Raw genomic sequence first — 17,500 nt, forward strand, 5'->3', positions numbered from 1 at the left:
GCCAGAAGAATGTGCTCGCGCGTCTGCGGCATCGGGCCGTCCGCCGCGCTCACGACCAGGATCGCGCCGTCCATCTGCGCCGCGCCCGTGATCATGTTCTTCACGTAGTCCGCGTGCCCGGGGCAATCCACGTGCGCGTAATGCCGCTTCTCGGTCTCGTATTCGACGTGAGACGTCGAAATCGTGATCCCGCGCGCCTTCTCCTCCGGCGCCGCGTCAATCGCGTCATACGCCTTGAACTCGCCAAACTGCTTCGTGATCGCAGCCGTCAACGTCGTCTTGCCATGGTCGACATGGCCGATCGTCCCGATGTTGCAATGCGGCTTCGTCCGCTCAAATTTCGTTTTCGCCATCGTTCTCGTGTCCTTGGCTTGCACCATATGGCGCGCCGTTCGCGCCGATCGCTTCTCGCGCGGCGAGATAGGCGATTAACAGGTGGGACGCAACAGAGAAACCCCGCCGCGGGGGCTCCGCGCGAATTCAGGGGCGCGGGGCGCCGACGAAAGACCGGTCGGAGAGATGGCGTGGAGCGGGTGAAGGGAATCGAACCCTCGTCGTAAGCTTGGAAGGCTTCTGCTCTACCATTGAGCTACACCCGCAGAGAGCGGCCGGCGGACGCCGGCCGCGCGCACTCAGTTGACCGCGTCGGTCGCCGCCTTGGCGGCCTTGAACTTCACGCTCGTCTTGGCGGCGAAGGTCATCGTCTCGCCAGTGCGGGGATTGCGCCCCTCGCGCGCTTCCTTGTGGGCGGAGGTGAATTTCCCCATGCCCGGAAGAACGACCGCGCCGCCCGCCTTCAGCGCGGCGAGCGCCGCGCCCGCGAACGCCTCGAGCGCGGCCGAGGCCTGCGCCTGCGTCAGCCCTGCGCCTTCGGCGACCGCCGCCACGACTTCGGATTTCTTGTCCATGATATCTCTCCTGCCTCTTGTTCCGCGGCGAATGCGCCCGCTCGCGTCGGCCCTTCATAGTCAAGATTTTTGTCAAGAAAACCGTCAAATCGCAAATCATGCCGAAAATTTCGTTCAATCGGGCGAAACGCCGCGAATCTCCTCCCGCTATTGCCCTCGCTCGCGCTACGCGCGAACCATATGGGGCGTTTAGAGGAGTGCATCAATGCCGACATCGCTCATCACCGGGGCCAATCGCGGAATCGGCCTCGAAATCAGCCGCCGCCTCGCCGCGCGGGGCGAGACCGTGATCGCCTGCGCCCGCACCGACCCGCCTTCCGCGCCGGGGCTGGAGCCGTACAGGCTCGACGTCACCGACGCCGAGGCGCTGGAGGGGCTGACGGTGGCGCTGGAGGGGCGGGCGCTCGATCTTCTGGTCTGCAACGCCGGGATGCTGATCGGGCGCGGCGGCGTCGACGACGCGTCCTACACGCAGGAGGCCTTCGCCGAGGTGCTGGCGGTGAATGTCACCGGGGTCTTCATGACCATCCGCGCCTGCCTCCCCGCGCTTCGCCGGGCCAAGGGCCGGATCGCGGTCATCTCATCGCAGATGGGATCGAGCGCGCGGGCCAAGGGCGCGGCCTATCTCTACCGGGCGTCGAAGGCGGCGGCGACGAATCTCGCGGTCTCGCTCTCGAAGGAGCTGGGCGCGGAGGGGATCGCGGTCGGCGCCTATCATCCCGGCTGGGTCCGGACCGGCATGGGCGGGAGCGGCGCCGACATCTCCGTCGAGGAGAGCGCCGAGGGGCTCATCGCCCGCTTCGACGAACTGACGCCGGAGACCGCCGGCTGCTTCCGCTTCTACTCCGGCGAGACGATCCCGTTCTGAGCGCGCCAGGCGGCGCCCGCCTCCTCCACCGCGGCGATCAGCAGCTCCAGCTCCCGCGGGCCGGAGAACCGATGATCGGCGCCCCTGACCAGCGTCAGCCGGACATCCGGCCCGTCGAGATGCGAGAGAAGCCCGAGCGCGACATCCACGCCGACATCCTCGTCCGCGGTCCCTTGCAGCAGCCGCACCGGAAAGCCGACGGGGAAGGGCCGGTCGAGAACGCGGTTCCGCGCCCCGTCCTCGATCAACCGCCGGGTGATCGGATAGGGCTCGTCCGAATAGGCCGACGGGCGGAGCCAGACCCCGCTTGACGCCATCTCCGCTTTCGCCGCCTCATCCATCGCCGCCGCCATCTCCAGCGTGAAATCCGGCGCCGCCGCGACGCCGACCAGCGCCGCCACCCGCTCCGGGGCCGCGCGCGCCAGCAGAAGCGCGATCCAGCCGCCCATGGACGAGCCGACGAGAATCTGCGGCCCTTCGGTCAATCGCGTCACCGCTTCGCGGGCGTCGTCCGCCCAGTCGCCGATGCAGCCATCCTCGAACGCGCCGGAGGAGCGGCCATGGCCCGAATAGTCGAACCGGAGAAATCCGCGCCCCGCGCGCCGCGCCCATTCCTCGAGCGCGAGCGCCTTGGTTCCCTCCATGTCGGAGCGGAACCCGCCGAGGAAGACGACTCCCGGCAGGTCCCGCCCCGCCGCGGCGGGCGCGGTCAGCGCGTAGGCGAGCCTGCGGTTCGGGCCGAGATCGAGGAAGGCGGGTCTGGTCATGGGCGGGCTCATCATCATGCATGCGGTCCTGGGCGAGCTTAACCGGTTCGCCGCCGGGGCGAAACCGCCGCTCAGGGCCGCGTCATGCGGCGGGTGATCAGATGAAAGCGCGCCGTCAGGAGACACGCGGTCACGATCAGCCCCGTCGCCAGCCCGACCCAGAGCCCGGTCCCGCCCCACCCGAGCGGGAACGCCAGCAGCCAGCCGCCGCCGACGCCGAGCACCCAATAGCCGAACGCCCCGATCCAGAGCGGGAAATAGGCGTCCCGCACCCCGCGAAGGGCGCGCGCCATGATCGCCTGCGCCCCGTCGAAGACCTGAAAGATCGCGGCGACGATCATCAGCCGCGTGACGATGGAGGAGACCTCCGCGAACCCCGGATCGCTGGCGGAGATGAAAAGCTGCGTGATCTCTTCCGCCAGCAGGAGCGGCGCCGCCACCAGAGCGGCCAGAATCGCGCCGCCGATGGTGAGCGCGACCAGCCCGGCCTGCCGCGCGCCGGCGGGGTCTCCCCGGCCCACGCCATGCGCGACGCGGACCATCCCCGCCTCCGCGACGCCGAGCGCGAGGACGAACGGGATTCCGACCCAGCCGACCAGCACCTGATGCGCCGCCAGCATCTCCGCGCCGATCACGCCCGAGAGCAGGCCGACCACCGTGAAGAGGCCCGCCTCCAGCCCGACCAGCCCGGCGATCGGCAGACCGAGACGGAAGATCACCGCGATAAGCCCGAGATCCAGCCGCAGCCGCGAGCGGAACAGCCCGTAGCCGCGGAGCGCCGGCTTTCGCCAGATATACGCCGTCAACGCCGCCAGCATCCCCCAGGCGACGATGGCCTTGGCGGCGCCGGCCCCGGCGATCCCCATCTCGGGCAGGAGCCAGCGGCCATGCACCAGCCCCTCCGCCAGCCCCCAGTTGACCAGAACCGCGACGGTGGTGATCACCATCACCGGCCCGGTCCGCGACAGGGCCGCCACGAAATCGCGCAGAACCGTGAAAAGCAGCGCCGGCAGAATCCCGAACGCCAGCGCGTGAAGATAGGGCCGGGCCAGCGCCGCGACCTCCCCGTCCTGCCCGGTCCAGCGCATGATCACGTCGAGATTCCAGACCAGCGCCGAGAACGGCGCCGAAATCAGCGCGGCGACCATGAGCCCGTGCCGCGCGGCGCGCCCGGCCTCCGTCTTCCGCCCCGCCCCTTCGGCCTGCGCCGCGAGAACCCCGGTGATGGACAGCAGCCCCATCGCCACCGCCAGCGCCTCGAAGGTCATCGAGCCGCCAAGCCCCGCCCCCGCCAGATGCTTGTAGCCGAGCCCGCCGACGACGAAGTTCGTGGTCTGGAACATCATGTATTCGGCGACATAGGCCGCCATCAGCGGCGCCGCGATCAGAAGAAGCCGCCGCGCCTCCTCGCGCCGCGAAAATTGCGCCCGCCCGGTCATCGCAGGCTCCCTTCGGTCCACCCATGCGGCCGGGATCGGCGCAGGGCGTTCGCGTCTCCACTATTTCAGCGCCGGGCGCCACCCCCCGGGGCGCCTCCGGTCAGGGCGCCCAGGCGAGAAAATTGGCGATCAGGCGCAGGCCCGTCTCCTGACTCTTCTCCGGATGGAACTGCGTTCCGGCGAGGTTGTCGCGGCCGATGGCGGCGGTGACCGTCCCGCCATAGTCCACATGCGCCAGCCGATGCGCGGGCGCGCGCGGCAGCATCTGATAGGAATGGACGAAATAGGCGTGCGCGCCCGGAGCCAGCCCGTCGAAAAGCGGATGAGCGCCGAAATGCAGGTCGTTCCAGCCCATATGCGGCACCTTCAGGCCGCCCTCGGGCGCCAATCTGGCCACTTCGCCCGGAATCCAGCCGAGGCCCGGCGTCTCGCCATGCTCGCGCCCGACCGTCGCCATCAACTGCATGCCGACGCAAATGCCGAGAAAGGGCGCGCCGCCCCTCAGCGCCCGCTCCTCCAGCGCCTCGACCATCCCCGGCGCGGCGTCCAGCCCCGCGCGGCAATCCTTGAACGCCCCGACCCCGGGAAGCACGATCCGGTCGGCGCGGCGCACCGCCTCCGCGTCGGCGGAGACGAGGATCCGCTCCCCCGCCCCCTCCCGGCTCATCCGCTGAAAGGCCTTCTCCGCGGAATGCAGATTGCCGGAGCCGTAATCGACGATGACGACAGTCATGAGCCCAGCCTTCCTGTCACAAGACCCCTTTGGTCGACGGCACCGCATCCGCGCGACGCGGGTCCGTCTCCAGCGCGTCCCGGAGCGCGCGCGCCACCGCCTTGAAGCAGGTCTCGGCGATGTGGTGCGAGTTGACGCCCGAGAGCGTCTCCACATGCAGAGTCATGCCGGAGTTCATCGCGAAGGCGGTGAAGAACTCCCGCACCAGCTCGGTGTCGAACGCGCCGATCTTGGGGGCCGTGAAATCCACCTTCCAGACCAGGAACGGCCGGCCCGAGAGGTCCAGCGCCGCGCGCGTCAGGCATTCGTCCATCGGCAGATAGCAATGCCCGTAGCGCCGGATCCCGCGCTTGTCGCCCACCGCCGCCGCCAGCGCCCGGCCGAGAAGGATGCCCGTGTCCTCGACCGTGTGATGATCGTCGATATGCTGATCGCCCTTCGCGCGCACCTTCATGTCGATCAGCCCGTGCCGCGCCAGCTGGTCCAGCATGTGGTCGAAGAAGCCGACCCCGGTCCGGTTGTCATGGGCGCCGGTCCCGTCGAGGTCGATTTCGACATCGATCTCCGTCTCGGCGGTGCGGCGGGTCTCTTTCGCGCGGCGGCTCATCGCCATTCCCCTTCAGCTGCTTTCCGGGGCATATAGCGGCGCCGGCGCCGGCGCCACAAGTTGCGGCGCCCGCGCCTCGGGCCTATGTAGCGCAGGAATGGAAAGCAGGAGGCCGGATGACCACCGTCATAGCCGTGAAAAAGGATGGACAGACCGTCATCGCCGGCGACGGGCAGGTCAGCGTGGGCAACACGGTGATCAAGAGCACGGCGCGGAAGGTCCGCCGGCTCTCGCCCGGCGGGCGCGACGTGATCGCGGGCTTCGCCGGCTCCACCGCCGACGCCTTCACCCTTTTCGAGCGTCTCGAAGCGAAGCTGGAGGCCGCGCCCGGCCAGCTCACCCGCGCCGCGGTCGATCTGGCGAAGGAGTGGCGGACCGACAAATATCTCCGCAACCTCGAGGCGATGCTGGTGGTCAGCGACGGGCGCGATCTTCTCGTCATCACCGGCGCCGGCGATGTGCTGGAGCCTGAAGGCGGGGTCGCCGCGGTCGGCTCGGGCGGGAATTTCGCGCTCGCCGCCGCGCGGGCCCTGATCGACGGCGGCCAGTCCGCGGAGCAGATCGCCCGCCGGGCGATGGCCATCGCGGCGGAGATCTGCGTCTTCACCAACCAGAGCATCGTGGTGGAGACCATCGCCGCCACGGAGGAGTGAAGGCATGGGCTGGGTCCATACCGGCCTCGCCGGCCTGAAACCCGCCTTCGACTGATCGACAAGGGAGCGGCGCAATGGATGACCTCCTCAAGATCGTGATCGGCGCCGCCGCCGGTGGCGTCATCGGTCCGATCATCCTGGAGCACTACCGCTCCTGGCGGCGCGAGCGCGAATGGGAGCGGCCGCGCAAGGCGCTCCTGATGAAGCTGCTCTCCGGGCCGTTGGTCTTTCGATCGCTCGACATCCTGAGCCGCACCACCGGCACGACGCATGAGGAGTGCCGATCGCTGTTGATCGCGCTCGACGCGCGCGGCGGGCTTCTCAGCGACGGGCGCGAAGCCTGGGCGCTGATCGCCCGCGCGCCGCTGAAGGACGCGGACGACCCCGAACTCATCGAACGCAACCGCACGCAGAGCGGCGGAGAAGACACCGAGGAAGAATGACCGAACTCACCCCCCGCGAAATCGTCTCCGAGCTCGACCGCTACATCATCGGCCAGAAAGAGGCCAAACGCGCCGTCGCCGTCGCGCTTCGCTCGCGCTGGCGCCGCCAGAAGATCGAAGGGCCGTTGCAGGCGGAGGTGACGCCGAAGAACATCCTGATGATCGGCCCGACCGGCGTCGGCAAGACCGAGATCAGCCGCCGGCTCGCCCGGCTGGCGGGGGCGCCCTTCATCAAGGTGGAGGCGACGAAATTCACCGAGGTCGGCTATGTCGGCCGCGACGTGGAGCAGATCGTCCGCGATCTGGTCGAGGCGGCCATCGTCATGGAGCGCGCGAAGAAGCGCGAGGGCGTGAAGGTCCGCGCCCATGACGCCGCGGAGAATCGCGTGCTGGCGGCGCTGGTCGGCGAGAACGCCAGCGAGGCGACCCGCGCCGCTTTCCTGAAGAAGCTTCGCGACGGCGAGCTTGACGGGAAGGAGATCGAGGTCGCCGTCGCCGACACCACGAACCCGCTCGGCATGCTGGACCTTCCCGGCGGCGGCGCGCAGATGGGCATGGTCAATATCGGGGATATTTTCGGCAAGGCGTTCTCCGGGCGCACCAAGAAGCGCCGGATGAAGGTCGCGGACAGCTACGAGCTTCTGATCGCGGAGGAGGCGGACAAGCTCGTCGATCAGGAGGAGATCACCCGCGACGCGATCCAGGCGGTGGAGAACACCGGCATCGTCTTCATCGACGAGATCGACAAGGTCTGCGCCCGCGCCGAGACCCGCGGCGCCGACGTCAGCCGCGAGGGCGTGCAGCGCGATCTTCTGCCGCTGATCGAGGGGACGACGGTCACCACCAAGCACGGCGCGGTGAAGACCGATCATATCCTTTTCATCGCCTCCGGCGCCTTCCATCTGGCGAAACCCTCGGATCTTCTGCCGGAGCTTCAGGGCCGGCTGCCGATCCGGGTGTCGCTCCGCGATCTGACCGAGGCGGATTTCGTCCGCATCCTGACCGAGCCCGACAATTCCCTGGTCCGGCAATATCAGGCGTTGATGGCGGCCGAAGGCGTGACGCTGGACTTCGCCGATGACGGCGTCGCGGCGCTGGCGCGAATCGCGGCGGAGGTGAACCGCGCGGTCGAGAATATCGGCGCCCGGCGCCTCTACACCGTGATCGAGAAGGTTTTCGAGGAGATCAGCTTCACCGCGCCCGACCGCGAAGGCGAGACGGTGACCATCGACGCCGCGTTTGTCGAGAACCATGTCGGCGATCTCGCCTCCTCCGCGGATCTCAGCCGTTATGTGCTTTAGGCGCGGCCGCCGGGGCGCGCCCTGATGCGCGTCATCGCGGTTTTCGCGGCGCTGGCCTTCGCGCTCGACCAGGGCGCGAAACTTCTGGTCATGTACGGGCTCAACCTCGTCGATCGCGGCGCGATCGACATCGCGCCGCCCTTCCTCCGCTTCGTCATGGCCTGGAACCGCGGGATCAATTTTGGCGTCTTCGCGTCGCATGCGGAGCTCGCCCGCTGGTCGCTTGTCGGGCTGTCGCTGGCGATTTCCGTCGCGCTGCTGATCTGGGCGCGGCGGAAGGACGGCTTCTGGCTCCATGTCGGCGCCGGTCTGGTGATCGGCGGCGCGCTCGGCAACGCGCTCGACCGCATCCGTTATGGCGCGGTCGCGGATTTTCTGAACATGTCTTGCTGCGGGCTGAACAATCCTTATGTGTTCAACATCGCCGACGCCGCGATCTTCGCGGGCGCCGGTCTGATGATCCTGACGAGCGGCGAAAAGAAGCGCTCCGTCGGACATTGAGCCGCCGCCCGCCCGCATTGCGGCGGGCGCGGGTTCGGGGCATGATGCCGCCGATGAAAGATATACGGAGCCGGTCAATGCCGCACTCATCACTGGCTGCATTCCTGCGTCGCGCCGCGCCGCTGGCCGCGGCGGCGGTTCTCGGCGGTTGCACGATCAGTTCGAGTGACGGCGGCGGGTCCATCGGCGAGCAACTCGGCCTCGTTCCCGGCACGCCGGACGCGTTCATGATCATCGCGCGCGCGCCGCTGGAGATTCCACCCGATTTCACCCTGCCCACCCCGCAGCCCGGCGCGGTGAGCCCACGGGACCCGGATCCGCTCGCCGAGGCGGAACAGACGCTTTTCGGCCAGCAGGAGCCGGCGCCCACCGCCACCGCGAGCGCCGGCGAACAGGCGCTGCTCGCCGGCGCCGGCGCCAATGTCGACAACAGCGCCGCGCGCACCGAGCTTGAGAGCAGGGCCGCGCCGGAGCGGAGATATGGTTTGACCTCGGTCCTCGGCTACAAGATTCCGGCCGGCCCCAACGACCGCAACTACACCGTTGAAGCCCTCGAAGAGAATGAGCGCCTGCGTCAGCAAGGCCTGCTGACGCCCACCGCGCCGCCAATCGAGGACGACGACAAGTAACGGATTGCCGGCCCGCCCGACCCGGCGCCGTCGGCCGCTCGAGCGTTTTTTCACCCTCCGCGCCCGCGCTTGCGGGCCAGAACACCGGAGACGCCGCATGAAACTTCGCGCGCCCGCGCTTCTCGTCGCACTTTTCTGCACGCCGGCGACCGCGGCGCCGGCGGTCTCCACCTTCACGTTGGACAACGGCATGCAGGGCGTGGTGATCGAAGACCACCGCGCGCCGGTCGTCACGCACATGGTCTGGTACCGCGTCGGCGCCGCTGACGAGGCGCCGGGCGAAACCGGCGTCGCGCATTTTCTCGAACATCTGATGTTCAAGGGCACGGACAAGATCCCCGAAGGCGCGTTCTCCAAGGTCGTGGCGGAGAATGGCGGGCAGGACAACGCCTTCACCACTCAGGATTACACCGCCTATTTTCAGCGCATCGCCGCCGACCGGCTCGATCTGGTGATGGGGATGGAGGCGGACCGGATGCGCAATCTCCGCCTGACGGACGCGCTGGTCCTGCCCGAGCGCGACGTGGTGCTCGAAGAGCGCAACCAGCGGACCGAGAACGACCCCGGCGCGCTCTTTCGCGAGCAGATGAGCGCCGCTCTCTATCTCAACCACCCCTACGGCTCGCCGGTGATCGGCTGGCGCTCCGAGATCGCCGAATTGACGCTGGACGACGCGCTCCGGTTCTACGCCGCGCATTACTCGCCCGACAACGCGATCCTCGTCGTCGCCGGGGACGTCTCCCCCGAAGAGGTCGAGCGGCTGGCGAAGATCCATTTCGGCCCGATCCCCGCCGCCGGCGTCTCACCTCGCCATCGGCCCGAGGAGCCGCCGCAACTCGCCGCGCGCCAGCTGGAGATGGCGGACCCGCGCGTGCGCCAGCCTTACGTGATCCGCCGCTATCTCGCGCCCTCCCGGCGCACCGGCGGCGACGAGACCGCGGCGGCGCTGTCGATCATGGCCGAGGTGCTCGGCGGCGGCGGCGTGACCTCGCGACTGGCGAAAAAGCTTCAGATCGAAGACCGGATCGCGATCGGCGCCGGCGCCTACTACAATGGCGGCGCCTATGATTACGGCGAATTCGGCGTCTACGGCGTTCCGGTGGAGGGTGTGGATCTGGCCGATGTCGAGGCCGCTTTCGACGCTGTGATGGCGAAGCTCGCCGCCGAAGGGCCGACCGAAGAGGAGCTTGCGCGCGCCCGAACCATGGTCCGCGCCTCGGAGATCTACGCGCAGGACAGCCAGCAGACCCTCGCGCAGCGCTACGGCGCCGGCCTCGCCGCCGGCCTCACCATCGAGCGGATCGAAGCCTGGCCCGAGGCGCTCGAGAAGGTCACGGCGGAAGACGTGAAGACGGCGGCCGCTCTTCTCCGCCGGGAGGCCTCCGTCACCGGGCGGCTGGTTCAGGCTCTGGAGGCGCCGCAATGATCCGCTTTTCCTTCGCTCTCGCGCTCGCTCTTCTCGCGCTTCCCGCCTTCGCCGCCGCGCCGATTCAGCGCGTCGTCAGCCCCGGCGGAATCGAAGCCTGGCTGGTTCATGAAGACACGATCCCCATCGTCTCGATCGAGATCGAATTCAGGGGCGGCGCCACGCTCGATCCGGACGGCAAGGAAGGGCTCGCCAATCTCTTCGCCGGGCTGCTCGATGAAGGCGCCGGAGATCTCGACGCGGTCGGCTTTTCCGAGGCCGCCGACGCCATCGCCGCCCGGTTCGGATTTTCGGCCGGGCGCGAAAGCCTCACCGTCTCCGCGTCGATGCTCGCCGAGAACCGCGACGCCAGCGTCGATCTCCTGCGCCTCGCGCTGACCGAGCCCCGTTTCGACGAAGAGCCGGTGACGCGCGTGAAGCGGCAGATCCTCTCCTCGCTCCGGTCCGACGAGACCGACCCGAACGCCGTCGCGGCGAAAGCCTGGTTCGAAGCCGCCTTTCCCGGAGATTCGTATGGGCGCAAGAGCGCGGGCGACATCGAGAGCGTCTCGTCGATCACGGCGGCCGATCTTCGCGCCGCGGCGCCCGCGCTTCTGAATGTCGGCGCGGCGCATATCGGCGTCGTCGGCGCGATCGACGCGGCGGCTCTCGGCCCGCTTCTCGACCGCCTCCTCGGCGCGCTTCCCAACGCCGCGCCGGCGCCGGTCGAGCCGGTGGCGGTTCAGGCGCCGCCGGGGCTTCGCGTCATCGACCTCGACGTGCCGCAATCGGTGGCCGTCTTCGGGCAGAAGGGGATTCTTCGGAACGATCCCGACTTCATCCCCGCCCATGTGATGAACTATATCCTCGGCGGCGGCGGCCTCTCCTCCCGGCTGACGGTCGAGGTGCGCGAGAAGCGCGGGCTTTCCTATTCCGTCTATTCCTATCTCCTTCCCCTCGACCGCGCCGGGCTGATCATCGGCGGCGTCGCCTCGGCGAACGCGTCGATGGCGGAGGCGGTCCGCGTCATCCGCGACGAATGGCGCAAGATGGCGGAGGAGGGCGCCGCGGCGGAGGAGCTGGACAAGGCGAAGCGGTATCTGACCGGCGCCTACGCGCTGAATTTCGACTCGAACGCGAAAATCGCCAATCTTCTCGTCGGCCTGCAGGCCGCGGGTCTACCGATCGACTACCCCGAAAACCGCAACGCGATGATCGAGGCCGTGACGCTCGACGACATTCAACGCGTCGCGCGGCGCATTCTCGACGCCGACGCGCTCAGCTTCGTCGTCGTCGGCCGACCGGAGGGGCTGGCCGACGAATAGCGCCATGCGCATGCTCACCCGCGCCGAGGCCCCGCCTTTCGCGCATCGAATCGGAACCGCCGCCAATGCCTCGCACCGATAGCGCAGAGCCCAGCCCGGGCGAAATTCCCGCCCCCCGACCAGGCGGAGCGACGGATAACGCCGGCGGCGCGTCATGGATGATGCTGTCGGTCTTCACCGCATCGGTGATGACCGTCGCGGTGAAATGGGCCGCGGGGGAGGTCGAAAGTTCGGTGATCGTGGTGCTTCGCTCGGCCGGCGGTCTCACGCTTTGCCTTTTCGCGCTGATCGCGGTGCGCGACCTTCGGTCGGAGCTGCGCTTCTCGGCCCCATGGCTCCATATCTGGCGCGGGCTGCTCGCCGGCTGCGCGACCCAGTTCGGATTCTACACGATCACGGAGCTGCCGCTGGCGACGTCCACGGTTCTCTTCTTCACCGCGCCGATCTTCACCGCCGTCATGGCGATTCCGCTGCAGGGAGAGCGGGTCGGCGTCCGCCGCGGCGGCGCCATCGTCTTCGGCTTTCTCGGCATCCTGATCGTGATGCGGCCGGGGGCCGAGAGTTTCGAGGTGGCGATTCTCACCGGGCTCGCCTCATCGCTCCTCTTCGGGCTGGCGCTCCTCTCGTCGCGCGGGTTGGCGAACCGCGACGGGGTCTTCGCCTCCTTCATCTCGTCCACTCTGCTGACGCTGCTGATCGCGATCCCGTTCGCGGCGCCGGTCTGGAGCCTGCCGGTCAGTTGGCTCGGCTGGACCGCGATCGGGCTGGTCACAGCGACGTCGCTGGTGCGGAACATGGCCGACATCCAGGCGTATCGGTTGGCGGAGGCGGCGATTCTGGCGCCGCTCTCCTATCTCCGTCTGATCCTTCTCGCTCTCGCCGGCTACATCTTCTTCAGCGAAACGCCGGACCTCTACACGGTGATCGGCGGCGCCGTGATCATCGCCTCCGCGCTCTATATCGCGCGCCGTGAGCAACTGGTGCGAAAGAGACCCCCGCCCCCGCCGCTCGATCAGAACCTCTGATACCGCGCCCGCGCGCCCCGCTCGATCGCGGCGGATGCGAGACGCCCGACCTTGAGCCCGTCGCGGAGCATCTCCAGCAGCCGAAGCTCGGTCATTTTCGCGGCGCCGTCCGCCGCCACGATATCGCAGGCGATCGCGTAGGCCGTCTCGTTGAACCCATCGGGCAACGCCTCGGCGACGAGCCCGATCAGCGCGTCGAGCCCGTCCTCCTCGGAAAACAGGTCCCGGACGATGCCATTGACGCGGGCGACGCGGTCCTTGTCATATCCATCGAACGCCGGCAGCGCGTCGATGATCCTGTCGATGGTCAAAAGCTCCTCCGTCGACTGAATCTCATCGGCGGCGGAGGTCGCGATCATCACGGCGATGAGCGCGTCCTGGGGATTGAGTGCAGTCGGCATCAGCTTGCTCCTGGCTCCTATGCGGCGCCGCAACTTATTGACCGGCTTGCTGCGCCGCAATAGGAGAGGCGCGGTGTCTGAAAGGAACGAGGACCATGACCAACCTTCGCGCGCTCGCCGAAACATCCCGAGCCTGGCCTTTCCAGGAGGCGCGCCGGCTGGTCGAACGCTATCGGAAAGCCCCGCCCGCCAAGGGGCATGTCCTGTTCGAGACCGGCTACGGCCCATCGGGCCTGCCGCATATCGGCACCTTCGGCGAGGTCGCGCGCACGACGATGGTGCGCCGCGCGTTCGAGGTCCTTTCGGACATCCCGACGCGGCTGCTCTGTTTCTCCGACGACATGGACGGGCTGAGGAAGGTCCCCGGCAATGTGCCGAACCGCGAGGCGCTGGCGGCGGATCTCAACCTCCCGCTCACCCGCGTGCGCGACCCGTTCGGCACGCATGAGAGCTTCGGCGCGCACAACAACGCGCGGCTCCGCGCCTTTCTCGACAATTTCGGTTTCGAGTACGAATTCGCCTCTTCGACCGACTATTACCAGAGCGGCCGCTTCGATGAGGCGCTCCTGAAGGCCCTCGCCGCCTATGATCGGATCATGGAGCTCATGCTGCCGACCCTCGGCGCGGAGCGGCGGGAGACCTACTCCCCGTTCCTTCCGATCAGCCCCAAGACCGGCCACGTCCTGCAGACGCCGACGCTGGAGCGCAACCTGAAGAAGGGGACCATCGTCTATCAGGAGCCGGACGGCGAGAAGATCGAGGTTCCGGTCACCGGCGGCGCGGTCAAGCTGCAATGGAAGCCGGACTGGGGCATGCGCTGGGCCGCGCTCGGCGTCGACTACGAGATGTACGGGAAGGACCTGATTCCCTCCGCCGTTCTTTCGGCCAAGATCTGCGCGGCCCTCGACGCGCCGGCGCCCGAGCTTTACAATTATGAGCTGTTTCTCGACGGCGACGGCCAGAAGATCTCGAAATCGAAGGGCAACGGCCTCTCCATGGAGGAGTGGCTGACCTACGCCGCGCCCGAGAGTCTCTCCTATTTCATGTATCAGAAGCCGAAGACCGCGAAGCGCCTGTTCTTCGACGTGATCCCGAAAACGGTGGACGAATATCACCAGCAGCTGAACGCCTTCGTCGCTCAGGACGACGCGGCGCGCCTCGCGAACCCGGTCTGGCATGTCCATCAGGGAACGCCGCCCGCCTCCGACATGGTGGTCAGCTTCGCCATGCTGCTCAATCTCGCCGCCGTCGCCAACGCCGACGACCGGGAGACCCTCTGGGGCTTCATCCGCAAATACGCGCCGAACGCCGCGCCGGAGACCCATCCCGCGCTCGACGCGGCGGCGGGCTACGCGCTCCGCTATTACGAGGATTTCGTGAAGCCCGCGAAGGTCTACCGCACCGCCAACGAGCAGGAGGCCGCGGCCCTCGCCGCCCTCGCCGCCCGGCTGCGGACATGGACCGGCGGCGCCGACGCCGGCGCGCTTCAGGATCTGGTCTATGAGATCGGCAAGAACGCGAAGTTCGAGCCGCTCCGCGCATGGTTCGGCGCCATCTACGAAGTGCTGCTGGGCGAAAAACAGGGCCCCCGCTTCGGCGGCTTCATCGCCCTCTATGGCGTGGAGGAGACCGCCGCCCTGATCGACAGAGCCCTGGCGGGCGAACTGGCCCACCAAAAACCCGTCTGAAAGGCCGGGCTTTTCGCTGGACCCAAGCGCCTTGAAACCGCCTCGCGCGCACGGACGGCGCTCAGGCGCCGCGATGATCCACGACGGTCGATCGCCCGCCCGGAAGGGCGGCTCTCAATCGGCGCGGAAAAGCGGCTCCGACGCCGACGCGCGCGGCTTGTGCCCCATGAGCTCAATCCCCCACCCATTCCGATTGTTCGGATGCGCCATGGGCGCTCGGTGACCTTGCTCCAGGCCCCGCAGCAATGACCGAGAACGTCGTCGCGGCTGGCGGAGACGCGGTTGGCGAGCCAGTCGCCGCGCAGGAACGACCGTGCGGTTTAGTCAGGGCCGAGTTTCGGCGTCGTAGGCCAGGCGACCTGACCTATGAGGCTGACGGCGCGCGCGCTTCGCCTTAAGCGCCGATCGGCGCCAGATCATCGCTCCAGGCATGGGCGTCGCCCCAGGTCGCAACGGATCCGGCGCGCTCCCGCCCTTCGTGGGGCGGATAGCCTCGAAGATAGACGCCGACTTCGCCCGCCGATCCTTTTGCGAAGAAGGGCGTGAGCCGCATCCGGCTCAGCCCTTCCCAATCCTGAAACTCCGGCCCGGTCCGGCGCCATCCCGCCACCAGATTCCGCTCCCCACTTCAGGGCCGAGGCCGCGCCCGGATCATTCGCCCATTCAACCAGGCGGGGCACCAAAGCCTCTCCACCGCACCGTCATTCCGCGCATGGCGGCGTGGACAGCCAGAGAGCCCCCACGCCGGCGCGCTACTCCATGGATCGCCACAGCCGCACCGCGCTCCCCATCTCCGCGAGCGCCGGCAAACGCCGCTCCACGACCTGCCAAAGAAGATCCGAAGCCCGCTCCCGCCGCCCTGCGCGGCGGCCATGCGACATGCGCCGCCAATGCCCGGGACCGACGCGCCTGAACGCTATCGCGGCCCCAGCGGGCAGGTCGCAGGAGATCGCCGCCATCCTGCTCCCCCAGGCTCCGAACCGCGCCGCCCATCAACACACGCTGCTGGTACAAGGAACGCCGATTCAGATCGCCAAGGCGTCGGGTCTCTCTCGTTGGTCAATGGCCGCGCAAGCTGGCGGGCTCCACACCTGCTACAGCCCAGCCGCCAAGAGTTGCGAATTTGATCGAAGAAGCGGGGGTCTGCCGAAGAAAGACGGGAGCGGAGCCGGGACGAATGGTATGGTATGCGCGCCGACGCACGCCCCGCCGCATTTACAAAAGGATTTCCGGCCCTCTCGCTTTCGCGGCGCCTGCAAGGCGCCCACAAACGCAAACGCCGCCCCGAAGGGCGGCGCTCGAGCGTTTGATAACGCGGAATATTTTGGTTGCGGGGGTAGGATTTGAACCTACGACCTTCAGGTTATGAGCCTGACGAGCTACCGGGCTGCTCCACCCCGCGACAGCATAAGGGCCCAAACGCGTCATTTAATGGGCCAAGCATCATAGAGAGAAATGCTTCAGCATGATTTTTCAAGGCTTGGCAGTGACCTACTCTCCCACGTCTTGAGACGCAGTACCATCGGCGCTACGGGTCTTAACGGCCGAGTTCGAGATGGGATCGGGTGTTTACCTCGCGCTATGACCACCAAGCCTGAAAAAATCATGCTGCTTCCAAGTCCGTCTTTCGTCTACTGGATCAAATCAAGCCTATCGAGCGATTAGTACTGGTCAACTGAGCGCCTCACAGCGCTTACATCTCCAGCCTATCGACGTGGTGGTCTTCCACGGCTCTCAGGGAGATCTGGTTTTGAGGGGGGCTTCCCGCTTAGATGCCTTCAGCGGTTATCCTTTCCGTTCATAGCTACCCTGCACTGCGGCTGGCGCCACAACAGGTCCACCAGTGGAACGTTCACCCCGGTCCTCTCGTACTAGGGGCAACTCCTCTCAAATCTCCTACACCCACGGCAGATAGGGACCGAACTGTCTCACGACGTTCTAAACCCAGCTCACGTACCTCTTTAAACGGCGAACAGCCGTACCCTTGGGACCTTCTCCAGCCCCAGGATGAGATGAGCCGACATCGAGGTGCCAAACGATGCCGTCGATATGGACTCTTGGGCATCATCAGCCTGTTATCCCCGGCGTACCTTTTATCCGTTGAGCGATGGCCCATCCACGAGGGACCACCGGATCACTATGGCCGTCTTTCGACTCTGCTCGACTTGTCAGTCTCGCAGTCAGGCAGGCTTATGCCATTGCACTCAACGAGCGATTTCCGACCGCTCTGAGCCTACCTTCGCGCGCCTCCGTTACTCTTTAGGAGGCGACCGCCCCAGTCAAACTACCCGCCACAAAGGGTCCCGGAACCGGATTCACGGTTCGCGGTTAGACGCCAAGCAGGCCAAGGGTGGTATCTCAAGGGCAACTCCACCGAGACTAGCGTCCCGGTTTCAAAGTCTACCACCTATCCTGCGCAAAGCATACCTGACGTCACTCTGAAGCTGTAGTAAAGGTGCACGGGGTCTTTCCGTCTAACCGCGGGTACCCCGCATCTTCACGGGGAATTCAATTTCGCTGAGTCGATGTTGGAGACAGCGGGGAAGTCGTTACGCCATTCGTGCAGGTCGGAACTTACCCGACAAGGAATTTCGCTACCTTAGGACCGTTATAGTTACGGCCGCCGTTTACTGGGGCTTCAGTTCGGAGCTCTCACTCCTCCCTTTAACCTTCCAGCACCGGGCAGGCGTCAGACCCTATACGTCGTCTTGCGACTTCGCAGAGCCCTGTGTTTTTAGTAAACAGTCGCCACCCCCTGGTTTGTGCCCCCGACCCACAGTTGCCTGCAAGCCGGGCCTCCTTCTCGC

General features: G+C 67.2%; 18 protein-coding genes, 2 tRNA genes and 2 rRNA genes (1 of these 22 cut by a window edge). 10 read left to right on the forward strand and 12 right to left on the reverse strand.

What is annotated here, in order from left to right; genetic code table 11:
* The 3 genes from WG921_RS12810 to WG921_RS12820 form a co-directional block, all read right to left on the reverse strand.
* Positions 1-353: GTP-binding protein (locus tag WG921_RS12810; protein ID WP_340109642.1), on the reverse strand; the 353-nt coding region annotated here is incomplete at its 3' end.
* A gap of 172 nt (positions 354-525) precedes the next feature.
* A tRNA-Gly gene (locus tag WG921_RS12815) sits at positions 526-599 on the reverse strand.
* Between the two features lie 33 nt (positions 600-632).
* Positions 633-908: an HU family DNA-binding protein gene (locus WG921_RS12820; protein ID WP_340109643.1), complete on the reverse strand. Its 276-nt coding sequence runs from the start codon at positions 906-908 to the stop codon at positions 633-635.
* 205 nt (positions 909-1,113) lie between these two features.
* Between WG921_RS12820 and WG921_RS12825 the strand changes: the two genes are divergently transcribed.
* On the forward strand, positions 1,114-1,776 hold the full coding sequence (locus tag WG921_RS12825) for an SDR family oxidoreductase (RefSeq protein WP_340109644.1): 663 nt from the start codon (positions 1,114-1,116) through the stop codon (positions 1,774-1,776).
* Here WG921_RS12825 and WG921_RS12830 read toward each other — a convergent pair.
* From WG921_RS12830 to hisB, 4 genes are all read right to left on the reverse strand, one after another.
* Positions 1,749-2,543 carry an alpha/beta hydrolase gene (locus WG921_RS12830; RefSeq protein WP_340109645.1) on the reverse strand — a complete coding sequence of 265 codons (795 nt, stop codon included), beginning with the start codon at positions 2,541-2,543 and terminating at the stop codon, positions 1,749-1,751. The two genes, WG921_RS12825 and WG921_RS12830, sit on opposite strands and share 28 nt — an antisense overlap.
* A gap of 71 nt (positions 2,544-2,614) precedes the next feature.
* Positions 2,615-3,982, reverse strand: coding sequence for an MATE family efflux transporter (locus WG921_RS12835; RefSeq protein WP_340109646.1), 1,368 nt, complete (start codon positions 3,980-3,982; stop codon positions 2,615-2,617).
* Between the two features lie 100 nt (positions 3,983-4,082).
* Positions 4,083-4,715 (reverse strand): imidazole glycerol phosphate synthase subunit HisH, encoded by a 633-nt coding sequence (hisH, locus tag WG921_RS12840; protein WP_340109647.1) that lies wholly within the window; start codon positions 4,713-4,715, stop codon positions 4,083-4,085.
* A 16-nt stretch (positions 4,716-4,731) separates the two neighbouring features.
* Positions 4,732-5,322, reverse strand: a complete 591-nt coding sequence (gene hisB / locus WG921_RS12845; RefSeq protein ID WP_340109648.1) for an imidazoleglycerol-phosphate dehydratase HisB — start codon at positions 5,320-5,322, stop codon at positions 4,732-4,734.
* A gap of 116 nt (positions 5,323-5,438) precedes the next feature.
* Here hisB and hslV point away from each other — a divergent pair, with 116 nt between their 5' ends.
* From hslV to WG921_RS12885, 8 genes are all read left to right on the forward strand, one after another.
* The gene (hslV, locus tag WG921_RS12850) at positions 5,439-5,975 is read left to right on the forward strand and encodes an ATP-dependent protease subunit HslV (RefSeq protein ID WP_340109649.1); all 537 of its coding nucleotides are present in this window, start codon (positions 5,439-5,441) and stop codon (positions 5,973-5,975) included.
* 74 nt (positions 5,976-6,049) lie between these two features.
* Positions 6,050-6,418, forward strand: a complete 369-nt coding sequence (locus WG921_RS12855; RefSeq protein ID WP_340109650.1) for a hypothetical protein — start codon at positions 6,050-6,052, stop codon at positions 6,416-6,418.
* Positions 6,415-7,719, forward strand: a complete 1,305-nt coding sequence (gene hslU, locus WG921_RS12860) for an ATP-dependent protease ATPase subunit HslU (RefSeq protein ID WP_340109651.1) — start codon at positions 6,415-6,417, stop codon at positions 7,717-7,719. The genes WG921_RS12855 and hslU overlap by 4 nt, the downstream gene beginning before the upstream one ends.
* A gap of 24 nt (positions 7,720-7,743) precedes the next feature.
* Entirely contained in the window at positions 7,744-8,220 is a 477-nt protein-coding gene (gene lspA, locus WG921_RS12865) for a signal peptidase II (RefSeq protein WP_340109652.1), read from the forward strand.
* A gap of 77 nt (positions 8,221-8,297) precedes the next feature.
* Positions 8,298-8,849, forward strand: coding sequence for a DUF3035 domain-containing protein (locus tag WG921_RS12870; protein WP_340109653.1), 552 nt, complete (start codon positions 8,298-8,300; stop codon positions 8,847-8,849).
* Between the two features lie 97 nt (positions 8,850-8,946).
* A complete protein-coding gene (locus WG921_RS12875) occupies positions 8,947-10,275 on the forward strand; it encodes a M16 family metallopeptidase (RefSeq protein WP_340109654.1) in 1,329 nt (442 codons plus the stop codon).
* Positions 10,275-11,579, forward strand: a complete 1,305-nt coding sequence (locus WG921_RS12880; RefSeq protein WP_413788594.1) for a M16 family metallopeptidase — start codon at positions 10,275-10,277, stop codon at positions 11,577-11,579. Before WG921_RS12875 ends, WG921_RS12880 begins: the two co-directional genes overlap by 1 nt.
* A gap of 158 nt (positions 11,580-11,737) precedes the next feature.
* Positions 11,738-12,604 (forward strand): DMT family transporter, encoded by an 867-nt coding sequence (locus WG921_RS12885; protein ID WP_340109656.1) that lies wholly within the window; start codon positions 11,738-11,740, stop codon positions 12,602-12,604.
* Here WG921_RS12885 and WG921_RS12890 read toward each other — a convergent pair.
* Positions 12,592-13,005 (reverse strand): tellurite resistance TerB family protein, encoded by a 414-nt coding sequence (locus WG921_RS12890; RefSeq protein WP_340109657.1) that lies wholly within the window; start codon positions 13,003-13,005, stop codon positions 12,592-12,594. The genes WG921_RS12885 and WG921_RS12890 overlap by 13 nt on opposite strands.
* Positions 13,006-13,100: 95 nt before the next feature.
* On the opposite strand from WG921_RS12890, the gene WG921_RS12895 reads away from it, so the two are divergent.
* Positions 13,101-14,693: a lysine--tRNA ligase gene (locus WG921_RS12895; RefSeq protein WP_340109658.1), complete on the forward strand. Its 1,593-nt coding sequence runs from the start codon at positions 13,101-13,103 to the stop codon at positions 14,691-14,693.
* A 394-nt stretch (positions 14,694-15,087) separates the two neighbouring features.
* Here WG921_RS12895 and WG921_RS12900 read toward each other — a convergent pair whose 3' ends face one another.
* From WG921_RS12900 to WG921_RS12915, 4 genes are all read right to left on the reverse strand, one after another.
* Positions 15,088-15,303 carry a hypothetical protein gene (locus tag WG921_RS12900; RefSeq protein WP_340109659.1) on the reverse strand — a complete coding sequence of 72 codons (216 nt, stop codon included), beginning with the start codon at positions 15,301-15,303 and terminating at the stop codon, positions 15,088-15,090.
* Between the two features lie 715 nt (positions 15,304-16,018).
* Positions 16,019-16,095 (reverse strand) — tRNA-Met (locus WG921_RS12905).
* A gap of 76 nt (positions 16,096-16,171) precedes the next feature.
* Positions 16,172-16,286: ribosomal RNA gene (gene rrf, locus WG921_RS12910) — 5S ribosomal RNA — on the reverse strand.
* A 47-nt stretch (positions 16,287-16,333) separates the two neighbouring features.
* Positions 16,334-17,500 (reverse strand): 23S ribosomal RNA (locus WG921_RS12915) (it continues 1,627 nt past the right edge of the window).

Source organism: Paludibacillus litoralis, assembly GCF_037646705.1.
GTDB classification, from domain to species: Bacteria; Pseudomonadota; Alphaproteobacteria; order Rhodobacterales; family Rhodobacteraceae; genus Pikeienuella; species Pikeienuella litoralis.